Source organism: Thermodesulfomicrobium sp. WS (assembly GCF_027925145.1).
Lineage (GTDB): Bacteria > Desulfobacterota > Desulfovibrionia > Desulfovibrionales > Desulfomicrobiaceae > Thermodesulfomicrobium.
In genome coordinates, this window is sequence record NZ_AP027130.1 from 1,681,251 (window position 1) to 1,705,157 (window position 23,907).

At 58.4% G+C, this 23,907-nt stretch carries 25 protein-coding genes; 4 read left to right on the forward strand and 21 right to left on the reverse strand.

Translation table 11 applies throughout. The features are described 5' to 3' along the window. The first annotated feature begins 31 nt into the window (after nt 1–31). Nucleotides 32–955, forward strand: a complete 924-nt coding sequence (locus QMF81_RS08075; RefSeq protein ID WP_281750287.1) for a manganese-dependent inorganic pyrophosphatase — start codon at nt 32–34, stop codon at nt 953–955. A gap of 78 nt (nt 956–1,033) precedes the next feature. Here QMF81_RS08075 and QMF81_RS08080 read toward each other — a convergent pair whose 3' ends face one another. The 11 genes from QMF81_RS08080 to QMF81_RS08130 form a co-directional block, all read right to left on the reverse strand. Then, nucleotides 1,034–1,315, reverse strand: coding sequence for a hypothetical protein (locus QMF81_RS08080; protein WP_281750288.1), 282 nt, complete (start codon nt 1,313–1,315; stop codon nt 1,034–1,036). Further along, nucleotides 1,312–3,411 (reverse strand): ATPase, T2SS/T4P/T4SS family, encoded by a 2,100-nt coding sequence (locus QMF81_RS08085; RefSeq protein WP_281750289.1) that lies wholly within the window; start codon nt 3,409–3,411, stop codon nt 1,312–1,314. The genes QMF81_RS08080 and QMF81_RS08085 overlap by 4 nt, the downstream gene beginning before the upstream one ends. 96 nt (nt 3,412–3,507) lie before the next feature. Then, entirely contained in the window at nt 3,508–4,497 is a 990-nt protein-coding gene (ilvC, locus tag QMF81_RS08090) for a ketol-acid reductoisomerase (RefSeq protein WP_281750290.1), read from the reverse strand. An 18-nt stretch (nt 4,498–4,515) separates the two neighbouring features. Further along, nucleotides 4,516–5,004, reverse strand: a complete 489-nt coding sequence (ilvN, locus tag QMF81_RS08095) for an acetolactate synthase small subunit (RefSeq protein ID WP_281750292.1) — start codon at nt 5,002–5,004, stop codon at nt 4,516–4,518. A gap of 9 nt (nt 5,005–5,013) precedes the next feature. Continuing rightward, nucleotides 5,014–6,702, reverse strand: coding sequence for a biosynthetic-type acetolactate synthase large subunit (gene ilvB, locus QMF81_RS08100; RefSeq protein ID WP_281750294.1), 1,689 nt, complete (start codon nt 6,700–6,702; stop codon nt 5,014–5,016). A gap of 5 nt (nt 6,703–6,707) precedes the next feature. Continuing rightward, the gene (locus tag QMF81_RS08105) at nt 6,708–6,935 is read right to left on the reverse strand and encodes a DUF465 domain-containing protein (protein WP_281750296.1); all 228 of its coding nucleotides are present in this window, start codon (nt 6,933–6,935) and stop codon (nt 6,708–6,710) included. A gap of 94 nt (nt 6,936–7,029) precedes the next feature. After that, nucleotides 7,030–7,326 carry a YggT family protein gene (locus QMF81_RS08110; protein WP_281750297.1) on the reverse strand — a complete coding sequence of 99 codons (297 nt, stop codon included), beginning with the start codon at nt 7,324–7,326 and terminating at the stop codon, nt 7,030–7,032. Nucleotides 7,327–7,351: 25 nt separating this feature from the next. After that, entirely contained in the window at nt 7,352–8,041 is a 690-nt protein-coding gene (locus tag QMF81_RS08115; protein ID WP_281750298.1) for an HAD family hydrolase, read from the reverse strand. Further along, nucleotides 8,038–9,690 carry an AMP-binding protein gene (locus tag QMF81_RS08120; RefSeq protein WP_281750299.1) on the reverse strand — a complete coding sequence of 551 codons (1,653 nt, stop codon included), beginning with the start codon at nt 9,688–9,690 and terminating at the stop codon, nt 8,038–8,040. Before QMF81_RS08120 ends, QMF81_RS08115 begins: the two co-directional genes overlap by 4 nt. A 9-nt stretch (nt 9,691–9,699) precedes the next feature. Then, nucleotides 9,700–10,269, reverse strand: a complete 570-nt coding sequence (locus QMF81_RS08125; RefSeq protein WP_281750301.1) for a cupin domain-containing protein — start codon at nt 10,267–10,269, stop codon at nt 9,700–9,702. Then, nucleotides 10,266–11,024, reverse strand: a complete 759-nt coding sequence (locus QMF81_RS08130) for a hypothetical protein (RefSeq protein WP_281750302.1) — start codon at nt 11,022–11,024, stop codon at nt 10,266–10,268. The genes QMF81_RS08125 and QMF81_RS08130 overlap by 4 nt, the downstream gene beginning before the upstream one ends. Nucleotides 11,025–11,630: 606 nt before the next feature. Here QMF81_RS08130 and QMF81_RS08135 point away from each other — a divergent pair. Beyond that, nucleotides 11,631–11,828, forward strand: a complete 198-nt coding sequence (locus QMF81_RS08135) for a twin-arginine translocase TatA/TatE family subunit (protein WP_281750303.1) — start codon at nt 11,631–11,633, stop codon at nt 11,826–11,828. 29 nt (nt 11,829–11,857) lie between these two features. Here QMF81_RS08135 and miaA read toward each other — a convergent pair whose 3' ends face one another. Genes miaA through QMF81_RS08155 form a run of 4 tightly spaced genes read right to left on the reverse strand, consistent with a single transcriptional unit; the run spans nt 11,858 to nt 15,440 of the window. Further along, a complete protein-coding gene (gene miaA, locus QMF81_RS08140; protein ID WP_281750304.1) occupies nt 11,858–12,778 on the reverse strand; it encodes a tRNA (adenosine(37)-N6)-dimethylallyltransferase MiaA in 921 nt (306 codons plus the stop codon). After that, the gene (gene coaD / locus QMF81_RS08145; protein WP_281750305.1) at nt 12,775–13,263 is read right to left on the reverse strand and encodes a pantetheine-phosphate adenylyltransferase; all 489 of its coding nucleotides are present in this window, start codon (nt 13,261–13,263) and stop codon (nt 12,775–12,777) included. Before coaD ends, miaA begins: the two co-directional genes overlap by 4 nt. Continuing rightward, nucleotides 13,248–13,790 (reverse strand): 16S rRNA (guanine(966)-N(2))-methyltransferase RsmD, encoded by a 543-nt coding sequence (gene rsmD, locus QMF81_RS08150; protein WP_281750306.1) that lies wholly within the window; start codon nt 13,788–13,790, stop codon nt 13,248–13,250. The genes coaD and rsmD overlap by 16 nt, the downstream gene beginning before the upstream one ends. Then, nucleotides 13,791–15,440: an MBL fold metallo-hydrolase gene (locus QMF81_RS08155; RefSeq protein WP_281750307.1), complete on the reverse strand. Its 1,650-nt coding sequence runs from the start codon at nt 15,438–15,440 to the stop codon at nt 13,791–13,793. It lies immediately after the preceding gene. Nucleotides 15,441–15,540: 100 nt separating this feature from the next. Between QMF81_RS08155 and QMF81_RS08160 the strand changes: the two genes are divergently transcribed. Next, entirely contained in the window at nt 15,541–16,386 is an 846-nt protein-coding gene (locus tag QMF81_RS08160) for an HDOD domain-containing protein (RefSeq protein ID WP_281750308.1), read from the forward strand. 89 nt (nt 16,387–16,475) lie between these two features. Here QMF81_RS08160 and pilQ read toward each other — a convergent pair whose 3' ends face one another. The 5 genes from pilQ to pilM form a co-directional block, all read right to left on the reverse strand. Continuing rightward, nucleotides 16,476–18,410, reverse strand: a complete 1,935-nt coding sequence (gene pilQ, locus QMF81_RS08165) for a type IV pilus secretin PilQ (protein ID WP_281750309.1) — start codon at nt 18,408–18,410, stop codon at nt 16,476–16,478. A gap of 183 nt (nt 18,411–18,593) precedes the next feature. Further along, on the reverse strand, nt 18,594–19,118 hold the full coding sequence (locus tag QMF81_RS08170; protein WP_281750310.1) for a pilus assembly protein PilP: 525 nt from the start codon (nt 19,116–19,118) through the stop codon (nt 18,594–18,596). Further along, nucleotides 19,115–19,738 carry a type 4a pilus biogenesis protein PilO gene (gene pilO / locus QMF81_RS08175; RefSeq protein ID WP_281750311.1) on the reverse strand — a complete coding sequence of 208 codons (624 nt, stop codon included), beginning with the start codon at nt 19,736–19,738 and terminating at the stop codon, nt 19,115–19,117. Before pilO ends, QMF81_RS08170 begins: the two co-directional genes overlap by 4 nt. After that, a complete protein-coding gene (locus QMF81_RS08180) occupies nt 19,731–20,318 on the reverse strand; it encodes a PilN domain-containing protein (RefSeq protein ID WP_281750313.1) in 588 nt (195 codons plus the stop codon). The genes pilO and QMF81_RS08180 overlap by 8 nt, the downstream gene beginning before the upstream one ends. Continuing rightward, nucleotides 20,315–21,370 carry a type IV pilus assembly protein PilM gene (gene pilM, locus QMF81_RS08185; protein WP_281750315.1) on the reverse strand — a complete coding sequence of 352 codons (1,056 nt, stop codon included), beginning with the start codon at nt 21,368–21,370 and terminating at the stop codon, nt 20,315–20,317. The genes QMF81_RS08180 and pilM overlap by 4 nt, the downstream gene beginning before the upstream one ends. A 179-nt stretch (nt 21,371–21,549) precedes the next feature. Here pilM and QMF81_RS08190 point away from each other — a divergent pair, with 179 nt between their 5' ends. Continuing rightward, nucleotides 21,550–23,076, forward strand: coding sequence for a flagellar hook protein FlgE (locus QMF81_RS08190; protein WP_281750317.1), 1,527 nt, complete (start codon nt 21,550–21,552; stop codon nt 23,074–23,076). On the opposite strand, the gene QMF81_RS08195 is transcribed toward QMF81_RS08190, so the two are convergent. Then, on the reverse strand, nt 23,073–23,861 hold the full coding sequence (locus QMF81_RS08195; RefSeq protein WP_281750319.1) for a hypothetical protein: 789 nt from the start codon (nt 23,859–23,861) through the stop codon (nt 23,073–23,075). The two genes, QMF81_RS08190 and QMF81_RS08195, sit on opposite strands and share 4 nt — an antisense overlap. Nucleotides 23,862–23,907: the final 46 nt, after the last annotated feature.

A 23,907-nucleotide genomic window follows, 5' to 3' on the forward strand; every position in this document is an offset into this window, starting at 1 on the left:
TTCATACTTCAACCTTGGAGGAGGAAACCCCATGTCCGTGTTCGTATTCGGTCACAAGAGCCCTGATTCCGATACCGTCTGCAGCGCCATCGCCCTGGCCGATCTCAAGACCAAGCTGGGCGTTCCCTGCACCCCGGCTGCCCTGGGCGAACTGAATCCCGAGACCAAATTCATCCTGCAAAAGTTCGGCGTTCCGGCCCCGGCGGTCAAGACCACCTACGCCGGCGAGAAGGTCTTCCTGGTGGATACTTCGGATCTGGCGCAGTTGCCGGATGACATCAAGCAGGCCGAAATCCTAGGCATCGTGGACCATCACAAGCTGGGTGACGTCACCACCCCCAATCCCTTGGAGTGCTGGATCTGGCCCGTGGGCTGCACTGCCACGGTGATCAAGTCCATGTACGACTTCTACGGTGTGGAGATCCCCAAATCCATCGCCGGCATCATGCTCTGCGCCATCCTGAGCGACACCGTCATCTTCAAGTCCGCCACCTGCACCGACAAGGACAAAAAGGCCGCAGAAGAACTGGCCAAGATCGCTGGTGAGAGCGACCTTAGCGCCCTGGGCATGGCCATGTTCAAGGTCAAGTCCGCAGTGGAAGGCACCCCGGCCCGCGACCTGGTCATGCGCGACTACAAAGACTTCAACATGAGCGGCAAGATGGTCGGTATCGGCCAGTTGGAAGTGGTGGACCTCTCCATCCTGGACGGCGTCAAGGCCGACCTGGAAGCGGACATCAAGAAGCTCAAAGAGGAAAAAGGCAACCACTCTGTGTTCTTGCTCCTGACGGACATCATGAAGGAAGGCTCGGAGATGCTCATCGTCTCCGACGACGAGTCCGTGGTGGAAAAGGCCTTTGGCGTGAAGCCGCAAAACGGCCGCGCCTGGCTGCCTGGGGTCATGTCCCGCAAAAAACAGGTGGTCCCCAACTTCGAGAAGGCCTTCAGCGCCTAACGCGCCCACGCCCTTTGGGTACCCAGCGAACCGCCAGGACTCTCCTGGCGGTTCGGGTTTTGAGCACCGACGAAAAACTCAGTCCACGAGCCCCGCACAGAGGGTATCTGCGGGAGAAGCCGCCGCATCCGCCACGCCTTTCTCCACGCACCGCGTCAGCTCCCGGATGCGCCGCAAGGCCTCGCCGCGCTCCTGGGCCAGATGTTGCCATTTCTTTTTTTCTTTTTTCAGGGCCTCGATGGTGTGGAGCAAATCCTGAATGGTATGCGCCGGATAGCCGTGCTTGGCATAACGGCCTTTGCGCAGTTCTTCGTCATTGCGCTCCTTGATGGCCCGCAACTGACTCGCCGAGAGGATCATCCTGCCACAGCTCGCACTTGTTCAATGTCCGTGCGACCTTGAAGCACCTTGAGAATGCCGTCTTGCTTGAGGGAGAGCATGCCGTCTGCCACCGCCTGGGAGCGGATCTCCTCCGTAGGCTTCCGATATTTGATGGAGGTCTTGATGCCCTCGGAGCTCAACATGAGCTCGTGGATGCCGACCCGGCCTTTGTAGCCACTGCCCATGCATTGGGCGCAGCCCACCTTGCGGTAGAGTGTGCGCTCCGACGCAAGAAACTCCGCCGCGTGGACATCGAAGCCGGGACCAAACTCCATGCGCAGTTCCTCAATCTCGCGGTCCGAAGCTTGATATGCCTCCTTGCAGTTCGGACACAACGTCTTCACCAGGCGCTGCGCCAATACACACAAAAGCGAGTCGGCAAAATTGAAGGGGTCCAAATCCATGTCCAGAAGACGGGTCACCGTCTCCGGCGCTGAGTTGGTATGCAGCGTGGAGAAGACGAGATGGCCCGTGAGCGAGGCCTCCACGCCGATATGCGCCGTTTCCTTGTCCCGCATCTCACCGATCATGATGACATCCGGATCAGCGCGCAAAAAGGAACGCAATACCGCGGCAAAAGTCAGCCCGATCTTGGGCTGCACCTGTACCTGACGCAGCCCCTCCTGGGTGATTTCCACCGGATCTTCCGCGGTCCAGATTTTGCGTTCCGGCGTGTTGATGTAGCTCACCGCCGAGTGCAGAGTCGTGGTCTTTCCAGAGCCCGTGGGCCCGACCACCAAGATCAGGCCATAGGGTTTGCGGATCATGGCCTCAAAGGCGGTCTGGTTGCGAGGCAGCAGCCCGAGCTTCTCCAAAGGCAGCGGTTTTCCCGAGGCCAAGACGCGCAGCACCACGTCTTCCTGATTCTCGATGGTGGGGATGGTCGCCATGCGGTACTCCACCACCTGATTGCGGTCCGGGAGCTTGATCTTGATCTTGCCGTCCTGGGGCAGGCGACGCTCCGCGATATCAAGGTGCGCCATGATCTTGAGGCGGGAGACGATAGGCCGGGCCAAGGCGAGACGAATCTTGCGAAACTCGTGACAGGTGCCGTCCACGCGGAAACGAATGAGGCAATAGCGACTAAAAGGATTGGGCTCGATATGGATATCCGAGACGTTCTTGCGCCAAGCCTCCACCAAGAGAGCGTTGACCATGCGCACCACTTCGCTGTCCTGCTCCGAGAGTCCTGCCTCAAGAGTATCCTCCGGGGCCACCTCCCCCGCCGAGACATCCTCATCAAAGGCGGAGGCCAAATCCTCGCCGCCGGTGATCTGGCGATAAAAATGGTCAATGTACTGTTCGAGATCCTGGGCAAGGGTGACTTTAGGCACGATGCTCGATGTCCCATAAATGAAACGGATCTCGTCAAGCCGCCCCAAGTCATAGGGATTGAGCATGAGCACGACAATTTGGTTCCCCTGCTGCTCGAAGGGGACCCACCCGAAACGCTTGAGAAACTCCGGATCCAGCCGTCGTTTTTCAAAGAGTTCAAAAGGAGGTTCCTTACTTCCCGAGAAGGAAACGAACTCCGTCTTGTAGAACCGAGCGAGGCTTTCTCCCAGCTCATCCTTCGGTACGCCGAGCTCGCCCAAGAGTATCGCGTCGGGGTCCTTGGATTCGAGGGCCCGAGCCAAGGCCTCTTGAGAAACGATGCCGTGCTCCACGAGGTACGAGTACCGACTACTAGCCACCGCAGGCTTAGGAGCCAAAGCCTTGATGCGCTGCTCAATACCCGGGAAAGACGGATCCAGGGCTAAAACTTTCTCGAAAAGCTCTCGGGCCTCGTCATACTTGTGTTGATGCTGAAGGATGAGCCCTGCACGGAAATAGAGTTTGGCGGCGATAGCTGGTGGGTATGCATTCTCCGCCAAGATTTTCAAAGTCAGGTCCGCCTGCTCACTGATACGCCCCATTTTATTGAGGCTATCGAGGAGCAGCCGCACCAAATCATAGCTGCGGAAGCCCCGCTCATATCCAGCAAGGCAAAGGTCATGGGCGCCGACAAAATTCTCTTGCGAGAACAGATTCCACGCCTTGGTGAGGAGCTGCGTCTCAGTGTTGGGAACTTCCATGGCAGTGCCTACGTTTACACCGCTCCTAACGCAAACATCGCGCCCATGCAAACAAAATCCCGCCACGGGACACCCACGGCGGGATTTTGCCCATTCCTACTTTCCAAGCCAGCTCATCATGGAGCGCAGGCGATCCCCCACCTGCTCGATGGCATGCTCGTGCGCTTGGCGCCGCTTGGCCAAAAAGGAAGGCAACCCTGCCTTGTTCTCCAAGATCCAGTTGCGGGCGAAGGTCCCATCTTGGATTTCGCGCAATACCTGGCGCATGGCCTGACGAGATTCCGCGTTGATGACTCGGGGGCCGGTGCAATAGTCGCCGAACTCCGCGGTATCACTGATGGAATGATGCATCTTCTTGAATCCACCCTCGTAGAGCAGATCCACGATGAGTTTGAGTTCATGCATACACTCGAAAAAGGCAATCTCTGGCTGATACCCGGCTTCCACCAAGGTCTCGAAGCCTGCGCGGATGAGCTCGCTCACCCCACCGCAAAGCACGGCCTGCTCGCCAAAGAGATCGGTCTCCGTCTCCTCGGCGAAGGTGGTTTCGATAACCCCGGAGCGAGCACCACCGATCCCCGCTGCGTACGCCAAGGCCTTCGCCAAGGCCTGGCCGGTAGCATCCTGATGTACCGCCACCAAACACGGAACTCCACCGCCCTTTTCGAACTCCCGACGCACCAGATGCCCTGGTCCTTTAGGAGCGATCATGGCCACATCCACGTCCGCAGGCGGTACAATCTGGTGGTAGTGAATATTGAATCCATGACCAAAAAGCAGAGTCTTCCCCGCAGTAAGCCCCGGCAGGATTTCCTGCTGGTACACTTGAGGCTGATACTGGTCCTGCACCAAGATCATGATGAGGTCCGCCTGCGCCGCGGCCTCGGCAGCGCTCACCGGCGCAAAACCGTGCTCCTGAGCAAGGCGCCAATTGGGTCCACCCGGCCGCTGGCCGATGATCACCCGCACCCCAGAGTCCCGCAAGTTCTGGGCATGAGCATGCCCCTGGCTCCCGTAGCCAATGATGGCCACGGTTTTGGCCTCCAATATATGTAAGTCCGCATCTTTCTCATAATAAATCTTCATAAAAACTCCTTATTGATGTTAATCAGCAAGCTGCATGCTACGACGCATGGCAATTGGTCCGCTGCGCACAAATTCCTTAATACCAAATCGCTGAAGAAGTGTGATGATCGCCTTTATTTTATTCTTATCACCCGTAATTTCCACGGTCAGCTCATCCACACTCACATCAACGACTTTGCATCGAAAAATATCGACAATGCGAAGTACTTCAGCACGCTTGGAGTCTTCAGCACCGACTTTGACCAAGACAATTTCTCGCTCCACCGCCTGCTCTTCCGACAGGTCTACCACCTTGATCACAGAGATGATCTTATGGAGCTGTTTGATGATTTGCTCAATAATTTGGTCATCTCCGATGGTGACAATAGTCATATGCGACACTGTCGGGTCCAGCGTGGGCCCTACATTGAGGGACTCGATATTGAATCCTCGGCCGCTAAAGAGTCCGGCCACACGAGAGAGCACGCCGGGTTCGTTTTCCACCAAAATCGAGAGCACATGCCGCATGACCGCCTCCTACACCAAGAGCATTTCCGACAACGCCGCGCCTGCAGGCACCATGGGAGCCACATTCTCCTCGGGTTCGACCCGCACATCCACGAATACCGGCCCAGGATAGTCAAAGGCCTTGCGGAGCACCGGCTCCACGTCCTCAGCGCGTTCCACCCGGAACCCCTCAGCGCCGTACGCCTTGGCCAACGCCACGAAATCCGGATTGATATGCAAGCAGGTGGCGCAATAATTCTTGTTATAGAACAACTCTTGCCACTGCCGCACCATGCCGAGGTAGCCATTGTTCAAGATGACCACCTTCACCGGGATCTGATAACTGACTGCTGTGGCCAACTCCTGGATATTCATCTGAATAGAGCCGTCGCCGGCGATGTCGATGACCAAGCGGTCGGGGAAGGCCAATTGGGCGCCAATGGCAGCGGGGAAGCCATAGCCCATGGTGCCGAGGCCGCCGGAGGACAAGAAGGTACGCGGCCGGTTATAGCGATAAAATTGGGCAGCCCACATCTGGTTCTGTCCCACCTCGGTGGCGATGATGGCCTCGCCTTGGGTGATCTCGTAGATTTTCTCCACCACCCATTGCGGTTTGATGTACTCGCCACCTGGGGCATAGGTCAGGGGATGTTCACGCTGCATGGTCGCAAGCTCCGCAAGCCAGGTCGCGTGCTTACCCCGCCAATCGACGCCGGAAACGCGGGCCAGCTCCTCCATGAGCCCCACTAGCCCTTGGCGGCAATCGGCCACAATGGGCACGTCCACCATCACGTTCTTACTGATGGATGTGGGATCGATGTCAAAATGGATGATCTTGGCCCGCGGCGCAAAGGCATCCACTCGGCCGGTGACCCGATCGTCGAAGCGGGCCCCAATGGAGATGAGGAGATCGGCATTGTTGATGGCCATGTTGGCGGTATACGTCCCGTGCATCCCCAACATGCCGAGCCACAAAGGATCGGTCCCCGGAAAGGCCCCAAGCCCCATGAGCGTTGTGGTCACCGGCAGGTGGTGCGTCCGGGCAAGCTGTGTGAGCTCCCCAGCCGCGTCAGCAGCAATCACCCCGCCACCCGCATAGATCACAGGCCGCGAGCTCGCAGCAATAAGCTCCGCTGCCCGGCGCAACTGCTTGCGGTTGGGCGAGTATCTCGGATTATAGCTGCGCATAGACATGGTCTCCGGGTAGTGGAACTCCGCCGTGGCGCGAATGACATCCTTGGGCAGATCCACCAACACCGGCCCTGGTCGGCCCGTGCGAGCCAGATAGAAGGCCTGCTTGATGGTGAAGGCCAGATGCCGCACATCCTTCACCAAATAATTGTGCTTGGTACACGGCCGGGTGATGCCCACGATGTCGGCTTCCTGAAAGGCGTCGTTGCCGATGAGTTGCGTGGGCACCTGCCCGGTAAAGATCACAAGAGGCACCGAATCCATGTACGCGGTGGCGATGCCGGTCACCGTATTGGTGGCACCAGGCCCCGAGGTGACCAAACATACACCGACCTTGCCCGACGCCCGCGCATAGCCGTCAGCGGCATGGACAGCGCCCTGCTCATGCCGCACGAGAATATGCCGAATGGGATGATTGGGGAGTTCATCATAGATATCGATGATCGCTCCTCCCGGAAAGCCGAAGATGAGATCCACGCCTTCCCGTTGCAAGCATTCCAAAAGAATTTGGGCGCCGGTCCGCACCATGGTCCCTACTCCTTGCGTTTATATTTCTTGAGCAACTCTTGAATCTTGGTCTTTCCTGCCAACTTTTTCTTCTTATACTCCTTCATCTCCATTTCCTCGGAAGGAGTGAGCGCTGGTTTCGCAGCATATTTCTCGAGGATTTTCTCGAACATCACATGCTCTTCCCACAACGCCTTGAGCTCAGGATCCGTGGCAACATGTGCGGCGATGAGTTCAAGTTCCTGCTGCTCCATACAGTACTCCTTAGTTTTGGTGTTTTCCGATCCTTGCCCAGAATTTCTAGGCCCCAGTGTCTCTACCCGAGCCGACGATATCGGCGTCATACCATCAAAAAAACATCATTCTTCCAAGTAGTTGTGCAAGAAAAACCTGCACGAACTTGATGGCCAACATCACAACGACCGGAGAGAAATCAATACCGCTCATGAACGTGAACGGCATCCACTTCCGGACGCGATAAAAGACAGGTTCGGTCAAGGAGCGGATTCCACGAACGATCGGATTGTATGGATCAGGATTTACCCATGAAAGCACCACTGCTGCCAAAATGATCCAAAAATAGAGCGAGAGAACCGTATCCAAAACAAAATATACAGCACTCACCAAACTCGTAATCACTGCCATGCCGACTCCTTGGCAAAGATTTCGTTCAGCGCGGCACTCCGGAGGCACCACCCAAAACGTATGCAAACCAATGCCGCAGATCGGCAAAACTGTCCACATGGAGCTTGGCTGGAAGTTCAGGGTTCCGGTACGCCCACAGGGGCACACCCGCTGCGGCGGCGGTAGCGGCATCCACCTCCGAATCCCCCACATAGGCCACCTGATCCGGGCCCATGTCCCAATGGGCCAAAATCCGCAGCAGCCCTTCCGGGTCCGGCTTGGGCCGTACGACCTTGGCCGCGGTCATGACCGGGGCGAACAGATGGGCCATCCCGAACCGTTCCAACACCATCTCCATGGAGTTTTTGCGGTTCGTATTGACCGCCAAACGAATCCCCCACCCGTGGAGCGCTTCGAGCACGTCATGGACACCCGGGGCCGGAATCATGCGATCGAGAAAATCCCCATAGGTCATATGGCCTTGCAGCGCCTTGGCCTGAGGGAGCAGGTGCGCAGGCACCAAGTAGGCCAGGGCAGCGTCCACGGTGTGCATGTAGGCGTACTCTTCGGCCTCCGGGCTCATGGGAGGCAGGCCCAAACGCTCCAAAATGAAATTGTAGTACGCCCGGTTCACGTCCCGGGAGTCGAAGAGTACGCCGTCACAATCAAACACCACGCCCCGCACGCGCCGCACTTCGGCGAGCACGTGCGCCGGGGGCGCCACAGGGTCCGTCATTTCATGGCCTCGGGGAACATCTGCGCAGCCAGTTCGCGCAATTTGTATTTCTGGATCTTTCCGCTTGCCGTCATGGGATATTCGTCAAGAAAAGCGATGTATTTGGGAATCTTGTAGCGGGCGATCTTGCCGCGACAAAAATCCTTGATGTCTTCCGGCGCGTAGTCGAACCCTTCTTTGAGGATGATGAACGCGCCCACCTCTTCGCCATATTTGCGGCTGGGGACCCCAACCACCTGCACATCCTTGATGCCTTCCATGCGGTACAAGAACTCTTCGATCTCCCGCGGATAGATATTCTCACCACCACGGATGATCATGTCCTTGAGGCGGCCGGTGATACGCACGTATCCCTGCTCGTCCATGGTCCCCAAATCACCGGAATGGAGCCATCCCTCCACGTCGATGGCCGCGGCCGTGGCGTCGGGGTTATTGTAATACCCTTTCATGACGTTGTAGCCGCGACAGCACACCTCGCCCTGCACCCCAAAAGGAACCGGCTGGTTGGTCTCCGGATCACGGATAGTCACCTCGATCTCCGGCATGGCCCGGCCCACGGTTTGGGTCCGATGCTCGATACTATCGTCCACCCGAGTCTGCGTCATAACCGGCGAAGCCTCGGTGAGGCCATAGCAAATGGTGATTTCCCGCATATGCATCTTGTCGATGACCTTTTCCATCACCGGCACCGGACAGGGAGCTCCGGCCATAATGCCTGTTCGGAGCGAAGAAAGATCATAACGGTCAAAAGAACGATGCTCGAGTACGGCAATGAACATGGTAGGCACTCCATAGAGTGCCGTACATCTTTCTTCTTCCACCGAAGAAAGGACCATGAGGGGATTGAAGCTCTCCAGGATCACCAGGGTTGCCCCATGGCTCACTGCGGCAAGCACCCCAAGGACGCATCCAAAGCAATGGAAGAGCGGTACCGGCAAACAAATGCGATCCTTGTTCGTGAAACGCTGGTTTTCGCCAATCCAAAAACCATTGTTGCCGATGTTGTAATGGGTGAGCATCACTCCTTTGGGAAATCCTGTGGTTCCCGATGTATACTGCATATTGACCACATCGTGCGGAGAAAGGCTTGCCTGACGCGCTAGGTATTCATCCTCACCCACCATGCGGGCAAGACTCACCACCTCCGGGATGGAGTACATGCCCCGGTGTTTTTCCGGCCCCATGAAAATGACCCGCTTGAGATCGGGGAAACGCTCGCTCTGCAAGTAGCCGCGCTGCTGCGTCTTGAGCTCAGGCACCAGGTCGTAAACAATCTGCACATAATCCGTGTCGCGGAACGAATCGATGAGCACGAGGTTCTCGGCTTCCGATTGCTTGAGAAGATACTCCAACTCCGCTGACTTATAAAAAGTGTTCACCGTGAGCAAAATAGCGCCAATTTTTGCTGTGGCGAATTGGAGCACCACCCAATACGGCACATTGGACGCCCAAATAGCAACTTTTTCACCCTTTTGGACGCCAAGGGCCATAAGTCCTTTGGCGACATCATCAACCAGCTTGCCGAACTCCCGGTATGTCAGCCGGAAATTGCGATCCACATACACGACCACTTCGTTGTCGGGATACTGCGCAATGGCCTCATCGAGCATCTGGCCCAGAGTAATTTCTCGCAGAGTAGGCCTTTCCATAGTGATCTCCTATTCAGGGAAATACAATACTGCGTAGATGGATGCCGGCGTGTTCCCATGACAACGCACTTCATGGGGCACAATGGAATTGAGATAAATAGAGTCCCCCGCGCTCAGCACATAGGTATCCCGGCCATAAACGATCTCCACCTCGCCGCTCACCACAACGATGAATTCTTCGCCCTCATGACTGGAGAGCGCAGTGTCACCGCGCGCAGGCTGCGGGGCGAGCTCGATGAAAAACGGTTCCATGTGCCGGTCTTTTTTGCCTTTTCCAAGTGAATAGAAAGTGAGACCCACGGAGCAGTCTTTGCCCCGCATGTGCAGCTCATCGCGGCGCTCGCCCTGACGCACGACCACCGGGTCCTGCCCCAATTCGTCATCGAGAAAGGTTCCCAAGCGCACGCCAAGGGCCCGGGCAATCTTGAGCAGCGGCCCCAAGGAGGGATAAAGGGATTCCTCTTCCAAACGCTGGATAAAATCGAGGGCAAGGCCGCTGCGCTCGGCCAGTTGCTCCCGCGTCATCTCCGCCATTTCCCGAAACCGCTGGATTCGCGTACCCAACTTGTCCGTGTTCATACTGCCTCACATTCTGGTTGAGTCATCATCACCATGCGCCCAGAGGGTGAGCCGCGGAATGCCACTCCCAAAGCGCGCACCACCGTATCATCCAAATGGCACACGAAGCGCCCGTGTTCTCCCATGGTCCAGGGGACACCAGCCTCGCGCCATTGCGTCGCTACCGCCGCATCGGCCACCATAAAAGGAATCTGGACAGGCACCACCGCATCCATAGCCCAGAGCAACTGCTGCCAGTCCAATTCTTGTGCCGGACGCACCACGTCCACCTCCGGCACCTCCAAGGACATCAGATCGTCGGCCTCCACTCCCAAGCTCGCCTTCCACTGATGGCGTGCTTGGGCGAGGCGAGTTTGCTCCGCAATGAGATCCACCACCGCCTCTTCTCGAGTGAATTCCAAGGCCAAAAGCACCTGAATCTGCCGCAAACGCCCCTGCTCGGGATCCTGGACGGGGGCACCACCCGTGAGCTGGGAGCGGATATCCAAAGCGGTATCGGTATAGAAATCTTCCGCACCCGCAGCCATACGGGCCGCCAGATCCGCAGGCCGCGCGGCCTCCGAAGCCTGACGCAAAAACTCGGCGATAATACGGCGAATCTGATCATCCGTGTAAGGCCACTGCGGCCGCCACCGGGGGACATCATATCCCTGCACGGCAATGCCAGGATCGAGTACTGCGCACGGCACAGGCAGTCCTGATGGTACCAGGGCTGGATGGAGCCACGGAAAATACATGAATGTCGGTTGATGCATACTGCTCCTTACGAACGACGAGGATGAAAGTGCGGGCAACGACCTGCACATGAGGGCAAGCGCAACACACACACCGAGTGCCGCAAAAAGCGGCAGACCACGCCATCTTCCCCTGTCTGGGACTGGAAGTCCAGACAATCCCACGGGGATGCCAGCACGCTCTCTCCCCACCGCGACCACGCCGCCAAGGCGCCAGATACTCCAGACTCCTGCGCCGCCAGGGCGCCATCATAGGTGCGCTCCAACGCCGCCAGCACCAAACAGATAACACCCTGGTCCCAGCCCGGATTTTCCGCCTCGGGCCGCCAACAATGGCCATGTGTCCAATACTGACACCCCTGGCCGGACAAGCGAAGCACTGCAGCGGACATCATCCTCCTCGCGAAAATCGATTATACATAACTTCACGCAAAAAACCAAGTCACAGAGTTGGGAAGCGTTCGGGCGCCTCCGCTGTCCGAACTTGCACCCCATGATGTGTCCGGAGTCCTGCTCGCCAAAGAGGCTCCGACTTCCAGAGCAACTCCGACATGCCCGCGGGCATCCTCGTATTGACCACGCCTGCAGGGCGCACTAGGGAAAGGCATCCATCCCAAGGAGGTAGGCATGTTCGGCATCGGCATCCCGGAGCTTCTCGTTATCTTGGTTATTGTGCTTGTTATCTTTGGCGCCAATCGGCTGCCGGAGATCGGAGCGGGCATGGGCAAGGCGATCAAAAATTTCAAAAAGGCCACGAGCGAGCCCGAAGAAATCGACGTCAGCCCCAAAAAGAACGACACCCCGTCGGAAACCAAGCAAGCCTAACGCACCGCCCCGCTGCGGGGCGCGGCAGTTTACGCCTCTTCTTCCAGCGCTCGGCGCGCCCACTCCACCATGCGGGCATGGTCGGTGGGCGCAACCCAATGCACCTTCTCTTTGCGAAACCACGTCATCTGCCGCTTGGCGTAGGCGCGTGTATTGGCCAGCCAAGTGGTTTGGGCTGTGGCCAAATCCATCTCTCTATGGATCACCGCCAAAAGTTCCGGGCAACCGATACCAGAAAACCCCGGCGCGCTGCGGTTGGGACAAATACGCCAGGCCTCGTGCATTTCTTCGAGCGCGCCCGCAGCAAGCATGGCCTGAATACGCTGGGCGAGCCGCGGAGTCAGCTCCGGCAACGTCGCGGAAAGACCGAGAATGATTCCCCGCACCGCAGCCACCGGCACGGTGCGCGCATGCCAGCGCGAAAGGGGCTCGCCGGTGCCCTCGAAGACTTCCAGGGCGCGACAAATACGCTGGCTGTCACGCGGATGAATGCGGGCGGCGCTCACAGGGTCCACTTCCGCCAGGCGTCGATGCAGCATCTCCGGGCCATGGGTCTGGCAGCGGGAAAGCACCGCCGCACGCACTGCATCGGCAATGGGCGGCACCGGGGCGATCCCCTGCAAAAAGGCGCGTAGGTACAGGCCAGTACCGCCCACGAGAATCGGGGTCCGTCCCATGGCTCTCGCCGCATCCACGGCGTCTGCCAGCTGGCGGGCAAAACTTCCGGCCTGGACCGGCTTGTCCAACGGGAGATATCCGTAGAGCAGATGCGGGCACTGGGCCTGCTCCTCGGGCGAGGGCTGAGCGGTGACGATGGGGATGTGGGCGTAAACCTGGCGCGAATCCACATTGATCACCGCCCCATGCAGGGCATCGGCCAAGGCCAAGGCCGCAGCGGTCTTTCCGGTACCCGTTGCCCCCACGACACAAAGCACTGGAAGACGCTTCATGCCGCGAAGAGCCGCTCCCGGATGCGTCCGGCCACCACTTCAGGCACCAATCCATCAATGCTGCCCCCAAGCCTGGCCACATCCTTGATGATGGTGGAGCTGATATACAACCACTTGTAGTCCGTCATCATAAAGACGGTATGGATATTTGGAGCAAGTTTTCGATTCATAAGCGCCATCTGAAATTCATACTCAAAATCGGAAACGGCGCGCAGACCACGAATGATTGTGTTGACTCCACGTGAATGCGCATATTCTACCAGTAATCCGGAAAATTCTTCCGCAATGACTCTGGTATTTTTTTGAAATACTTCCCGCACCATATCTACACGCTCTTCTAAAGAAAAAAGCGGATTTTTTCCCGAATGCATTGCAACCGCAACAATGACCTTATCGAAAATATCCAAACTCCGGCGTACGATACTCACATGACCATTGGTCAAAGGATCGAACGTTCCGGGATAAATAGCTATTCGTTCTGCCATACACGTATCCTCGTTTGTCCGTAGAGCGTATCTCGAACCAAATTCCACGGGGTGGATGCAATTTCCAACGCGGCCTCGGTTTCCGCCACCACTATGGCGTCCGGAGCAAGCAGCGCAGGAAGCGCCGCAAGTACCGGCGCCAAAAGTCCGCGTCCATACGGCGGGTCCACAAAAACCACATGATAGGGCCCGGAGGGTTGCTGCACCCAGCGCAGGGCGTCCATGCGCACCACCGAGGCCTGCTCCGGCGTCAGTCCCAAGGAGCGGATATTGTCCTGCAGCACCCGCGCCGCAGCCGCCGCGCGTTCCACGAAGACCGCCCGGGATGCCCCGCGGCTTAGGGCCTCAAGCCCAAGGGCACCGCTACCGGCAAAGATATCGGCCACCTGGATCCCCTGCCACCGCACACCGAGCGATCCAAGGGCCGAAAAAAGCGCCTCCCGTACCCGCCCAGTGGCAGGCCGATACCCCGGACCGCGAGCAGTACCCAGCACCCGTCCTCCAAACGTACCGGCAATGATCCGCATCTATACATCCGCTTGCGAAGCCTGCGGCTGGGCTTCCACCATACGTAGTTCGGAGAGAATTTCCAGGAGCTTGGAGTTGATATCCACAATAGTGCCGCGGATTTCCACCTGACTGGTATACCCGAGACGATCCAGGTGACGCACCCGATCCTGCACCTGAGCAAGTTTGCAGTGCGTCTCTTCCAGCAAGAAATCCCAATCGATGCGCGGGGCAAGATCGTGATGGGAAGTCAGTTGGAAAACGCCGCCCGGCTCCAAAGTGCACTCATCCAGGTAGTCGGGGATATGCACCGTGTATCCCAAGCGCTCCTTAATGAGGCGGGCGAACTCCTGCTGCGCCGCATACTCACCATGAATTAAATACACCTGCATGGATGGCGAGCGGAAATGTCCGAGCCACTCCAAGAGTTGGCTCTGGCCCGCATGCGCAGAAAACCCGCCGATGGTGAACACCTTGGCCCGGACCGCCAATTGTTCGCCCAAGATGCGGATGGACGGGGCCCCGTCCACAATGCGCCGCCCTGGAGTCCCTTGGGCTTGAAATCCCACGAAAACCACCGACGCGCCTTCCCGCCAGATATTGTGGCGCAGATGGTGCTTGATACGCCCGGCATTGGCCATACCACTGCCCGCAATAACGATGGCAGGCCCCTGACGGGTATTGATCTCCCGTGACTCTTCCACGGTTTGGGCGAGTTGCAGCCCCGGGACCGAGAGGGGATCTTCCCCGGCATCGAGTACGGCGCGGGCGTCGTCATCGTAAAAGCGCGCATGTTTCCGGAAGATCTCCGTGGCCTTGATAGCGAGGGGACTATCCAAAAATACCGGCATGTCCGCTGGCAGTTTCCCTTCCTTGGCAAGCAGGTGCAGCGAGAAAAGAATTTCTTGGGTGCGTTCCACGGCAAAACTCGGGATCAAGACCTTTTGGCCGTGGCGATAGCTGTACGCGATGGCCTCCGCCAATTCCTGGCGGCTGGAATCCTCGTTTTTGTGATCACGATTGCCGTAAGTGGATTCCAAAAAAAGGAAATCCGCTTGATCGATGGTCCAAGGATCCGGGACCAACAGCTGATGGGGTCGGCCCAAGTCTCCGGAAAATACGCATTTGCTCTCGCGCCCCTCATCCTGCACCCAAATTTCCACAAAGGCGGAGCCCAGGATATGCCCGGCATTGCGAAACATCACCCGCACGCCGGGCTTGGGAGAAAATTCGCGGTCATACTCCACCACCTGGAGCTTTTGCACCGCAGCCACGGCATCCTCGACGGTGTAGAGCGGCTCCTCAGGCAGCCCTCCGGCGCGCTGTTTTTTGGAGCTGCGCCAACGGGCTTCCATCTCCTGGATATACGCGCTGTCTTCCAAAAGGATTTCCACCAAGTCCCGGCTGGGCGCGGTGGTGTACACAGGGCCGGCAAAGCCCTGCTTCACCAAGCGCGGCAAAAGCCCGCAGTGGTCCACATGGGCATGGGTGAGGAGGATGAAATCGAGTTCTCTTGGGCGGTACCTCCCGGCCTCGTCCCAATTGCGCAGCTCCATGGCCCGGTTTCCTTGATGCATACCGCAATCCACGGCAAAACGCGTTGCGCCCGTTTCCAACACATAGCACGAACCTGTCACTGTCCGCGCCGCCCCCAAAAATGTTACTTTCATCCAGCGCTCCTCAAGCCATGAGTCCAACATCGCCCTTGAGCTTCCTGCCCAAGGCACCTACACTGCACCATGTGGACATCGTTCCCGCCAAGGATATCCCATGCTTCGTCTCGATACCTTAAGCGACCACGACCTTCCGCCCATCAAGCCAGCGGTCCTTCGCTTATGGCAACTTCTCGGATCCCGCAACGCCACCTTGGAGGAGATCGCCGAGGCCATGAGCGCCGAGCCGGTACTCTGCGCCCGCATCATGGCCATCGCCAACTCGCCCCTGTACCGAGGCGTGGAAAAAATCACCTCTCCCCATAAGGCATTGGTGCGCCTCGGGCTGCGGGAAGTGCGCAGCATCGTCTACTACCTCACCCTTACTCAATCTCTCGCTGAGGCAGGGCTCCCCAAGGGTTTCCCACTGCGCAAACTCTGGGGCCATAGCCTCGCCACCGCGTACCTGTGCCAGCAAATTCCTGCCTACTTTCCGGCGCTTCTTTCCCTTACCGAAGAAGAACAAGAAAGTGCCTACATCATAGGTCTCCTCCACGATATCGGCTATCTCATCATGGCCAAATTGGCGCCCGAGGCCTTTGCGGAACTCATGACCATCTGGATCACGGCCGAAGAGCCGCCGCTGGATGCCGAAGAGCGCCTCTTCGGCATGACGCACCCGGTGGTGAGCGCCAAGGCCCTCAAGTTATGGGGATTCTCCAAGGAAATTCAGCTTGCGGTCTACGGCCATCACCGCCTGGTGCGCGACGACGCCCCGGCGGCGATCTTTCTCCTCAAGCTTGCCGACTGTCTGGCCACGGAAAGCGGATATGTCTTCAATCCCGCCATCAGCCCCATCCAAAAACGGGCCCTTATCCCCGAGCGACTCTTCTCCGTGGACTTCACGCCCACCATCCAGGACGTCAGTATCAAAACCGACGCGCTCCTGGGCCAAATGCACTAGAGCCGCCAATCTCTCTTCCCGATCTTGCCTCCAACAAAAAAGGCCCTTCCGTGCAGGAAGAGCCCTGGGGGCATCGCGACGCCCTCGCCTTACAGGATGCGTGGATGCAGGAAGATCAAAAGCTCCTGTTTGGAAGAGGCGGTCTCGTCCTGGCGGAAGAGGCGGCCGAGCAGAGGCACGTCCCCCAGCCCGGGAATTTTCTCCGTTGCCGAACGGTCCGAAGCCTTCAGCACCCCGCCGATGACGATGGTTTCCCGGTCTCCGACGATCATCTTGGTGCGGGCAGACTTGGTTTCGATATCCCGTCCCGTGGCTGTCGGACTGTCGTCGCTGATCTCCACATCCAAGATCAGCTTGTTATCAGGAGTAATCTGGGGCTGCACCGAAATCTTGAGCACCGCATCCGTATACTCCGTGGTGGTGCCGCCGCTTTGCGACTCACCACTCGTGGCGAGCTTGATACCCTGCTTGATCTCGGCGCGATTGTTGTTGAGGGTCACGATCCGCGGGGAAGAAACCGTTTTCACCAAGTTCTTGGTCTCGCCAAGACGGAGAGAGACGTCCAAGGACCACAAATCCTTGCCCAGGATCTTGCCGATATTGCCCGCCAAGCCGAGGCCTGTGGTACCAAAGGGCGCATTGAATCCCGACGCCGACGAATCCCATTGATATTGCTCATCGTCTCGTTTGGATTCATCCTGCATGGTCGCGCCCCACTTGATGCCAATATCCCGCTGAAAATCATCGGTGGCATACACGAGACGCGCCTCGATGAGCACCTGCCGCTCAGGGCGATCGAGCTTGGCGATATAACTCTGCACCCGTTGCAATACAGGCTCGATGTCCGTCACGATCAGCGTATTGGTACGGCTGTCGGCAGAGACCTTGCCTCGGGGAGAAAGCAGTTCCCGCACCTTCTGCTCGAACTCCGCCGCAGTGCTGTAGTTGACCTGGATAAACTCCGCGCGGGTGGGGAGGACGTTTTCCAGGCTTTCTTTGGCCTTGGCCTCAGCCTCACGAGCGCGCTGCAATTCCTCGTTTTCCCGCCGCAATTGTTCCATGGTCGCAACGCGCAGTAAATTGCCTTGCTGCACCATGCCCAAGTTCTTTTGCAGCAATATCAGATCCAATGCCTGATCCCAAGGGATATCCACCAGTTTCAGAGACACCGTTCCGGAGACCCCTTCATCGAGGATGAGATTGTATCCTGCGATTTCACTGAGCAGCCGCAATACATGCTCTACCTTGGCCTCCTGAAGATCCAAGGTAACAGGCGCGCCATGGTATTCTTTTTTCATGCCCGGAAAGATGGTGCCGGGGTCTTGAGAGGCTGGCGCGGCCTGGGCGGCGGACGAAACTTTTTTCTGGGCCATATTTGCCGGAGAAGACACACCACGCTCCACGGCCAACCGTAACCGGGTCACTCCCCCTTCCCGGGCGACGGTAAAGGCGGGCCGGGTGATCCCGGTAAACACTAGCTGTGCGTCACTACCTACGTTGAGGGCCTGAACCCGCTCGATGGGCTGGCTGCCTTCCACACGATACACCTTGGCGACCGTAGGCGAAAACTTCGCTCCAGGCAGGACGACGGTAAAGACATCCCCCTTGGGTCCAGGCAGCACCCGCAAAGGTTCCGAAGACGAAAGGAGTACAGAGAAATCACGCTCCGAGGCGGCAAACTCGACTGCATCCACCACCGCTGGCGTGGCAGATGCCGATGACGGAGTCATCTCGCGGCCAGCCTCTGCCGGGGCGAGCAAAAGACGCGCCCGAGCACCTTCACGAGAGAGGAGATAGCGCACGGGGGCCGAGAGTTCCACCGCCACAGAAGCGACCTTGCCTTCCCGCGCCTCGAGGTCCACCCGTTGGACTACCCCGGCAGGCGTGGCAGGAATGAATTCCGGGACCGCCGGGGTAAAACGCACCACAAAGCGCCGGGCCATGTCATAATCGACGAATACTTCCGAAGGCGCCGCGGCAGGGAACTCGAGCAGCGTACCTTCCGCCACCGGCTGCAGCGTCATGGCTTCCAACAGAGGGCGGGACGCAACGTCCGAACTGGCTTGGCTTACAGATGCCGCACGCTCTGCAGCATGCACCTCCCCTTCCGGCGTAGGCCCAACAGGGCGAACGGTTGTGCACCCGCAAACCCAAAAAAACGCCACCATCACAGCCCATGTGTATATCTTCTGCATACCCCACCACCTCTATTCGCTTGGACGCAGCGAGAGCGTCACCGTTTGCGTCTGCTCTTCGCCAAGAATATCATAGGTCTTTTCTTCCACAATAAGGGATCCGTCACGAATCTCTTTGATAATGCCCCCATAGAGGCCGATCCCCATTCCCGGGCGGACGATAAAGCTCTTGCCATCGGGCATCTGGACCACGCCCACAGCAGCGCTATCTTTCGGCGTCATCACCCCCACAAGCTTGAGGGTACGCAGATCCACGGTCTCCAGCGGTGTTGCGGGTTCCCGCTTCTCCTGCTGTTTTTGTATGACGCTGCGCGTCTGCTCCACGGCGCGAAGCTGGATAAACGACATAAACGGATCCGTGCGGCCCGCAGGATCATATGGAGCAAAGCGCGGACGAATCCATTCCGGCAGAGGGACTTGGGTGGCATTTTCCGTGGCATTCCCGGCGTCCTGCCCCCCTGGGGTCTCCGGAAGCGGATCTGCAGCCCATACCAAGCCCGGAAGAACAAGCAGAGCGACAACAAGGTGACGCGTCATTTCTTCTTTTCCTGTTGCTTTTTGCGCGCTTCCATTTCTGCATCCGTGAGCGCCCGATACACCACCAGGCTGACATTGGCGTTGAGGCGCTTTTCCGTCGGGGAAAAATCCGCCACTGGAGCGAACTGCACACTTTGAATAGCCACCAGACGATCCAAACGCGCCAGTTTATCGAAATAGCTCATCAGGCGATGAAATGGACCGGAAACCTGAATGGAAACTGACCGTGTGGCGTAAAAATCTGCTTGGGTCTCGCCTCCTGGCTGAAACAGTAAAAACTCGATCCCTTCATCCCGACCCAGCTTCTCGAAAGACGCCAAGAGCCGTTCCAACGCCTGGGCGTCTTCAGGGAGCAAGGTTTTAGCATACAGAAATTCCATCTGCCGGCGTTTGATGTCCCGCTCCAAATCCGGAAGCTGAGCAGCTTGGAGTCGGTATTTGGCGATCTCCCCGTCCAAAGTCTCCACTTGGCGTTGCAATTGGGCAATTTCCGCCGTTTGGGGATCAATGACGAAATACCACCATCCAGCCCCCAAGAGCAGCAAGCCCCCCATCCACACCAAAGCTTTCTTCCACCAGGCGAGCCCCTGCCACGCTGCATACAATGCCGCTTTATCCATGGCTGCCATCCTTGGAGGTCGATGCTTCGTCTCCTGGGTCTTTGCCCACGACAGAACAGACAAAGGCCACCAGGCCACGGCCTTGCACATCGCGCCGCGAGGTCCGTTGCGTGTCCACCCATGCGATGAACGGTGATTGGCGCAGGGCTTCCACGTACGCGGCAAAGGCCTGGTTGTCTAAGGCCACGCCGGAAAGATTCATCTGGCCGCCAGCGCCCAGGGATAGGGATTCAAACCACAATCGCTCCGGCGGCATGGTGGCGACCAAAGCGTCAAGGAAACGCACCGGCAACCCCTGGCGCATACGCACTTCCTTGATGACCTGGATGCGCTGCTCAATGGCCTTGAGCTCATCCACGAACTGATTGGCTTTGCCGATCTGCGCCAAAAGGAGCCTTTTGGTCTGATTGCGTTCCTGAATCGCTTGCTGCAACGCTTGAATCTGGACATCGAAGTACCAATAGGAGCCCGCCAAAAGCCCCCCGACCACCACAATGCCCAACGCTGTCACAAAAATGGCTCGGCCCTTGTCCGAGACCCTTGCCCGCTTGGGTTGCGGCCAAAGATTGATGGTAATCATACGATCCCCCGCAGGGATAAACCAAAAGGCACCACGAATTGCGGCGCCACAGCACGCACAAACTCCGGCTGAAAGCGCGACTCCGGCACATCCACCCGTCGGAAGGGATCAAGCAGGTCCACCGTGATCCCCATCTCCGCAGCAAAGGCATCGGCAATGCCCGGCAAAAGGGCCCCGCCGCCCGAGAGAAAGAGCTGCTCCGCCACCACGGCATCCAATACAGAAGACTCGTAGAAACCGATGAGGCGCTTGACCTCGTCGCACCACCCGGTGATGGTCTGCCGCACAACATCCATGACCAGCGCATTGTCCGCTGCATTCTCGCTCTCGGGGCCTTGGATCTTCAAACGTTCCGCCTCGCCGCGGTTGACTCCAAGCCGCTTGGCGATGCCTTCGGACAGGCTCCGGCCTCCGAACCCTACTTCCCGTAAAAACACCGGCTCAAAACCCATCAGAACACACAAAACGCTCTGGGTCCCGCCGATGTCCAAAAGATAGGCTGGCTTGGTTTTGAATTCCGGATAGTTGAATTCAAAGGCATTACACACGGCAAAGGCATCCACGTCCACCACACTCAAGGAAAGGCCGGCCTGGGCCATGGCCTCTCCGAGCCCCTGCACCGCCTTTTTCTTGCTCGCCACCAAGAGCACTTCGTGGGTTTTTTCCTTGGTTCCGGGGGCGAGATACTGATAATCGAGAAAGACATCGGTAATGTCGAAGGGGATGTACTGCCGGGCGTCCCGATGGACGACCTCGCCCAAAAGCTTGGGGGAGTCGGCTTCACACACCACCCGCTTCACGATGACCGAATGCCCGGCCACCGAAGACACAACAACCTTGTCTTTGACCTCCAAGTGCTGGAGCAAGGCCGCCACTTTGGCTCCTGCCGTACCTGGGGCGTCCAACTCTCCAGGCAACCATAGCGCTCGGGCCAGGTGCTCCAATCGCGCCTGACTCCCACGCATCGAAATCTTGAGGACCTTGAGCCATTCACTGCCAAGGTCCACGCCGAGACCGACTTGCGTCTTGGAGAAAAAACTGAGTCCTTTCACAAAGATATCTCTCCTCGGCCAAACATTCCCGAACTCTACCGATGAAAGCTGGAGCGTTGCTAGCAAGTGTCGGCAAGCAACGCAAGCAGAAACCCGAAAGAAAACCAAAAATGCGTCTTTCTGGCATACCCCCTGCTTAGGGTATTGCAACGGCATCTTTTTCCCAGTGGAGGTCTCCCATGGGTCTGTCCCCATCCCTGTATATCGGCACGACCGGCATTATGACGCACCAAACCGGGTTGGACGTCGTGTCCCATAATATCGCCAATATGAATACCACCGGATTCAAAGCATCCACCGCGCATTTTGCAACCCTCATGAGCGAGACCATCTCCAGCGGGACTTCTGCATTCCATCAAGTAGGGCAGGGGTCTTCGGTGAGCTCCATCCTCCACGACATGGACGTGGGCCCATTGGAGACCACAAACATCGGTACGGACGTGGCGATAGGCGGTGAATACGGATGGTTCGTGCTCACAGACGCCGCAGGCGCCATACGCTACTCCCGGGCAGGCAATTTCCGTTTCGACCACGAGGGGTATCTGCGCAATCCGGCAGGACTCATGGTGCACGGAGCGCCCGCAGGCTCCACCCAGGCCGGCACAGGGGAACCCATCCGCCTTACTTTGAGCCCAGACCCCCAGGATCCCACTGCCAGTGTGGCCGCATCTCCTGGGCAGGCCACGAGTTCCATCACCTTTGTTGCCAACCTCAATGCCGCAAGTCTGGACACCGCTCCTTCGAGCACCTCACCTTTCACCGCCCTCTTCGATGCCTGGGATGCCAGCACCAATGCGCTCCCCAGCGGGGCTTATCTTTCGAGCCTGACGGTCTACGACGCCGCAGGCACTGCCCACCCCATTTCCCTGATCTTCGACCCGGCAAAAGGCGCTCAGCCGCAACAAAACGGGCAGCGGATCATGGAGTTTCTCGTTACCACAGATCCCGCCCTCGACGGCAGCGCTGGCAAGAACATCAAAAAGGGCATCCTTGGCGCAGGCACGCTCACTTTTTCCCCGGAAGGCAATCTTCTTTCCATGAGTCTTTTTTCCGGCACGAGCGATGACCCGGCAGCGTGGACCCCAGTGCCGCTGGACGAAGACGGCTATCCGCTTCTACCGGTAACCTTTTCCGGGGCAGAGACGCAAAATATCCGCCTCGACATGGGCCTGCGCGATACCCAAGCGCAGCCCGGCTGGATCAATCCCTCCGCCACCCTGGCGAGCTTGGGAACCGATGCCGCCAACCTTCCCGCCCTAGGCTCCCCAAACAAAAAAGCCCTGGCTATGACCAATTATATGGCCCCTTCGGCCACCATCACCCAATCTCAGGACGGCTTTGCCGTAGGCTACCTCCAGGATGTCTTCGTGCGGGCGGACGGCACCTTGGTGGGTAAATACACCAACGGCCAGGATCTCGACCTCTACCGACTGGTGCTGGCGGACTTCACCAATCCCCAGGGACTGCGCAGCGAGGGCGGCAATCTTTTCTCTGCCGCTCCCGAGGCGGGCAGCATCCGCTACGGTTTTGCCGGTACCGGGCGACTGGGGCAGGTGCGAGGCAGCACTCTGGAACAAGCCAACGTGGACCTGGCCACGGAGTTCGTCCACATGATCATCTACCAGAAAGGCATCGAGGCCAATGCCAAGGTCATCACCACCGCGGATCAGGTCATCCAGACAGCCATCCAGAGTAAACGCGTCTAATCCCAGAAAAGCCGGGCCCGGGCGGTCACCCGGGCCGGACCGCCGAGCCACCACCCGGCGGGTGTTGCCGTAAGCTCCAAAGCTGCGCCGCTGGGCTGCAGCACCGCCACACCGTGCGCCCACGGCAAATGCGGGAGCACAGACGCCAAGGCCATGGTGCCGGAACCACACGCCGTCTCCAAGAGGGTAGTACCCGTGGCCTGCACCCAAACCACAGGATGGATACGCAGCACGCCGTCCGCATGAGAAAACCAGATACACCCCACCGCGGCCTCGGTTTCCAAGCCCAAACGCATACGCCAGCGGGCAGCGTCTTCCACGCAGGTCTGCGCGGAAAAGAAAAAGCGCTCTGCATCCAAAAGCAGGTGGACAATCCCGGGAAGCCGCACCAGCCATGCCCCCGGTTCCACGTGCCGCGCCTGACCCACGCCCGAAGGAAGACGCACCCATGCCTGCCACACCCCGTCATGGAGGATCGCCCGCAGCGCCACCGGCTCCAAGGCGCCCGCAGCATGGATCAGGACCTCCTCTCCTGAGGCAGTCAGCCCTTCTTCCGCTAGCAGCACCGCCAGCGCCCGGCAGGCATTGCCGCAAAACTCCCCGCCCATCATGGCAAGCTGTGGCAGCGGACCCGCAAGGTCCACAAACCCGACCTGCTCCCCGCCGATGCCCAAGTCTCCCATGATCCACAGCGCCGCCGCAGCCCGCAACTCGCTGGGCACCGGGGTGCGCACCAGCACCGTGGGATTTCCTCCAGGCACGATCTTCACGCAGTCCAATTCCATGGCCTTTCCTCAAAACGAAAAAAGGGCCAGAAGTCCGGCCCCGATA

Excerpts from the sequence above, each read along its gene's own strand:
- QMF81_RS08075 (WP_281750287.1), top strand. The coding sequence starts at position 32 with ATGTCCGTGTTCGTATTCGGTCACAAGAGCCCTGATTCCGATACCGTC.
- QMF81_RS08080 (WP_281750288.1), bottom strand. The coding sequence starts at position 1,315 with ATGATCCTCTCGGCGAGTCAGTTGCGGGCCATCAAGGAGCGCAATGAC.
- QMF81_RS08085 (WP_281750289.1), bottom strand. The coding sequence starts at position 3,411 with ATGGAAGTTCCCAACACTGAGACGCAGCTCCTCACCAAGGCGTGGAAT.
- ilvC (WP_281750290.1), bottom strand. The coding sequence starts at position 4,497 with ATGAAGATTTATTATGAGAAAGATGCGGACTTACATATATTGGAGGCC.
- ilvN (WP_281750292.1), bottom strand. The coding sequence starts at position 5,004 with ATGCGGCATGTGCTCTCGATTTTGGTGGAAAACGAACCCGGCGTGCTC.
- ilvB (WP_281750294.1), bottom strand. The coding sequence starts at position 6,702 with ATGGTGCGGACCGGCGCCCAAATTCTTTTGGAATGCTTGCAACGGGAA.
- QMF81_RS08105 (WP_281750296.1), bottom strand. The coding sequence starts at position 6,935 with ATGGAGCAGCAGGAACTTGAACTCATCGCCGCACATGTTGCCACGGAT.
- QMF81_RS08110 (WP_281750297.1), bottom strand. The coding sequence starts at position 7,326 with ATGGCAGTGATTACGAGTTTGGTGAGTGCTGTATATTTTGTTTTGGAT.
- QMF81_RS08115 (WP_281750298.1), bottom strand. The coding sequence starts at position 8,041 with ATGACGGACCCTGTGGCGCCCCCGGCGCACGTGCTCGCCGAAGTGCGG.
- QMF81_RS08120 (WP_281750299.1), bottom strand. The coding sequence starts at position 9,690 with ATGGAAAGGCCTACTCTGCGAGAAATTACTCTGGGCCAGATGCTCGAT.
- QMF81_RS08125 (WP_281750301.1), bottom strand. The coding sequence starts at position 10,269 with ATGAACACGGACAAGTTGGGTACGCGAATCCAGCGGTTTCGGGAAATG.
- QMF81_RS08130 (WP_281750302.1), bottom strand. The coding sequence starts at position 11,024 with ATGCATCAACCGACATTCATGTATTTTCCGTGGCTCCATCCAGCCCTG.
- QMF81_RS08135 (WP_281750303.1), top strand. The coding sequence starts at position 11,631 with ATGTTCGGCATCGGCATCCCGGAGCTTCTCGTTATCTTGGTTATTGTG.
- miaA (WP_281750304.1), bottom strand. The coding sequence starts at position 12,778 with ATGAAGCGTCTTCCAGTGCTTTGTGTCGTGGGGGCAACGGGTACCGGA.
- coaD (WP_281750305.1), bottom strand. The coding sequence starts at position 13,263 with ATGGCAGAACGAATAGCTATTTATCCCGGAACGTTCGATCCTTTGACC.
- rsmD (WP_281750306.1), bottom strand. The coding sequence starts at position 13,790 with ATGCGGATCATTGCCGGTACGTTTGGAGGACGGGTGCTGGGTACTGCT.
- QMF81_RS08155 (WP_281750307.1), bottom strand. The coding sequence starts at position 15,440 with ATGAAAGTAACATTTTTGGGGGCGGCGCGGACAGTGACAGGTTCGTGC.
- QMF81_RS08160 (WP_281750308.1), top strand. The coding sequence starts at position 15,541 with ATGCTTCGTCTCGATACCTTAAGCGACCACGACCTTCCGCCCATCAAG.
- pilQ (WP_281750309.1), bottom strand. The coding sequence starts at position 18,410 with ATGACGCTGCAGCCGGTGGCGGAAGGTACGCTGCTCGAGTTCCCTGCC.
- QMF81_RS08170 (WP_281750310.1), bottom strand. The coding sequence starts at position 19,118 with ATGACGCGTCACCTTGTTGTCGCTCTGCTTGTTCTTCCGGGCTTGGTA.
- pilO (WP_281750311.1), bottom strand. The coding sequence starts at position 19,738 with ATGGATAAAGCGGCATTGTATGCAGCGTGGCAGGGGCTCGCCTGGTGG.
- QMF81_RS08180 (WP_281750313.1), bottom strand. The coding sequence starts at position 20,318 with ATGATTACCATCAATCTTTGGCCGCAACCCAAGCGGGCAAGGGTCTCG.
- QMF81_RS08190 (WP_281750317.1), top strand. The coding sequence starts at position 21,550 with ATGGGTCTGTCCCCATCCCTGTATATCGGCACGACCGGCATTATGACG.
- QMF81_RS08195 (WP_281750319.1), bottom strand. The coding sequence starts at position 23,861 with ATGGAATTGGACTGCGTGAAGATCGTGCCTGGAGGAAATCCCACGGTG.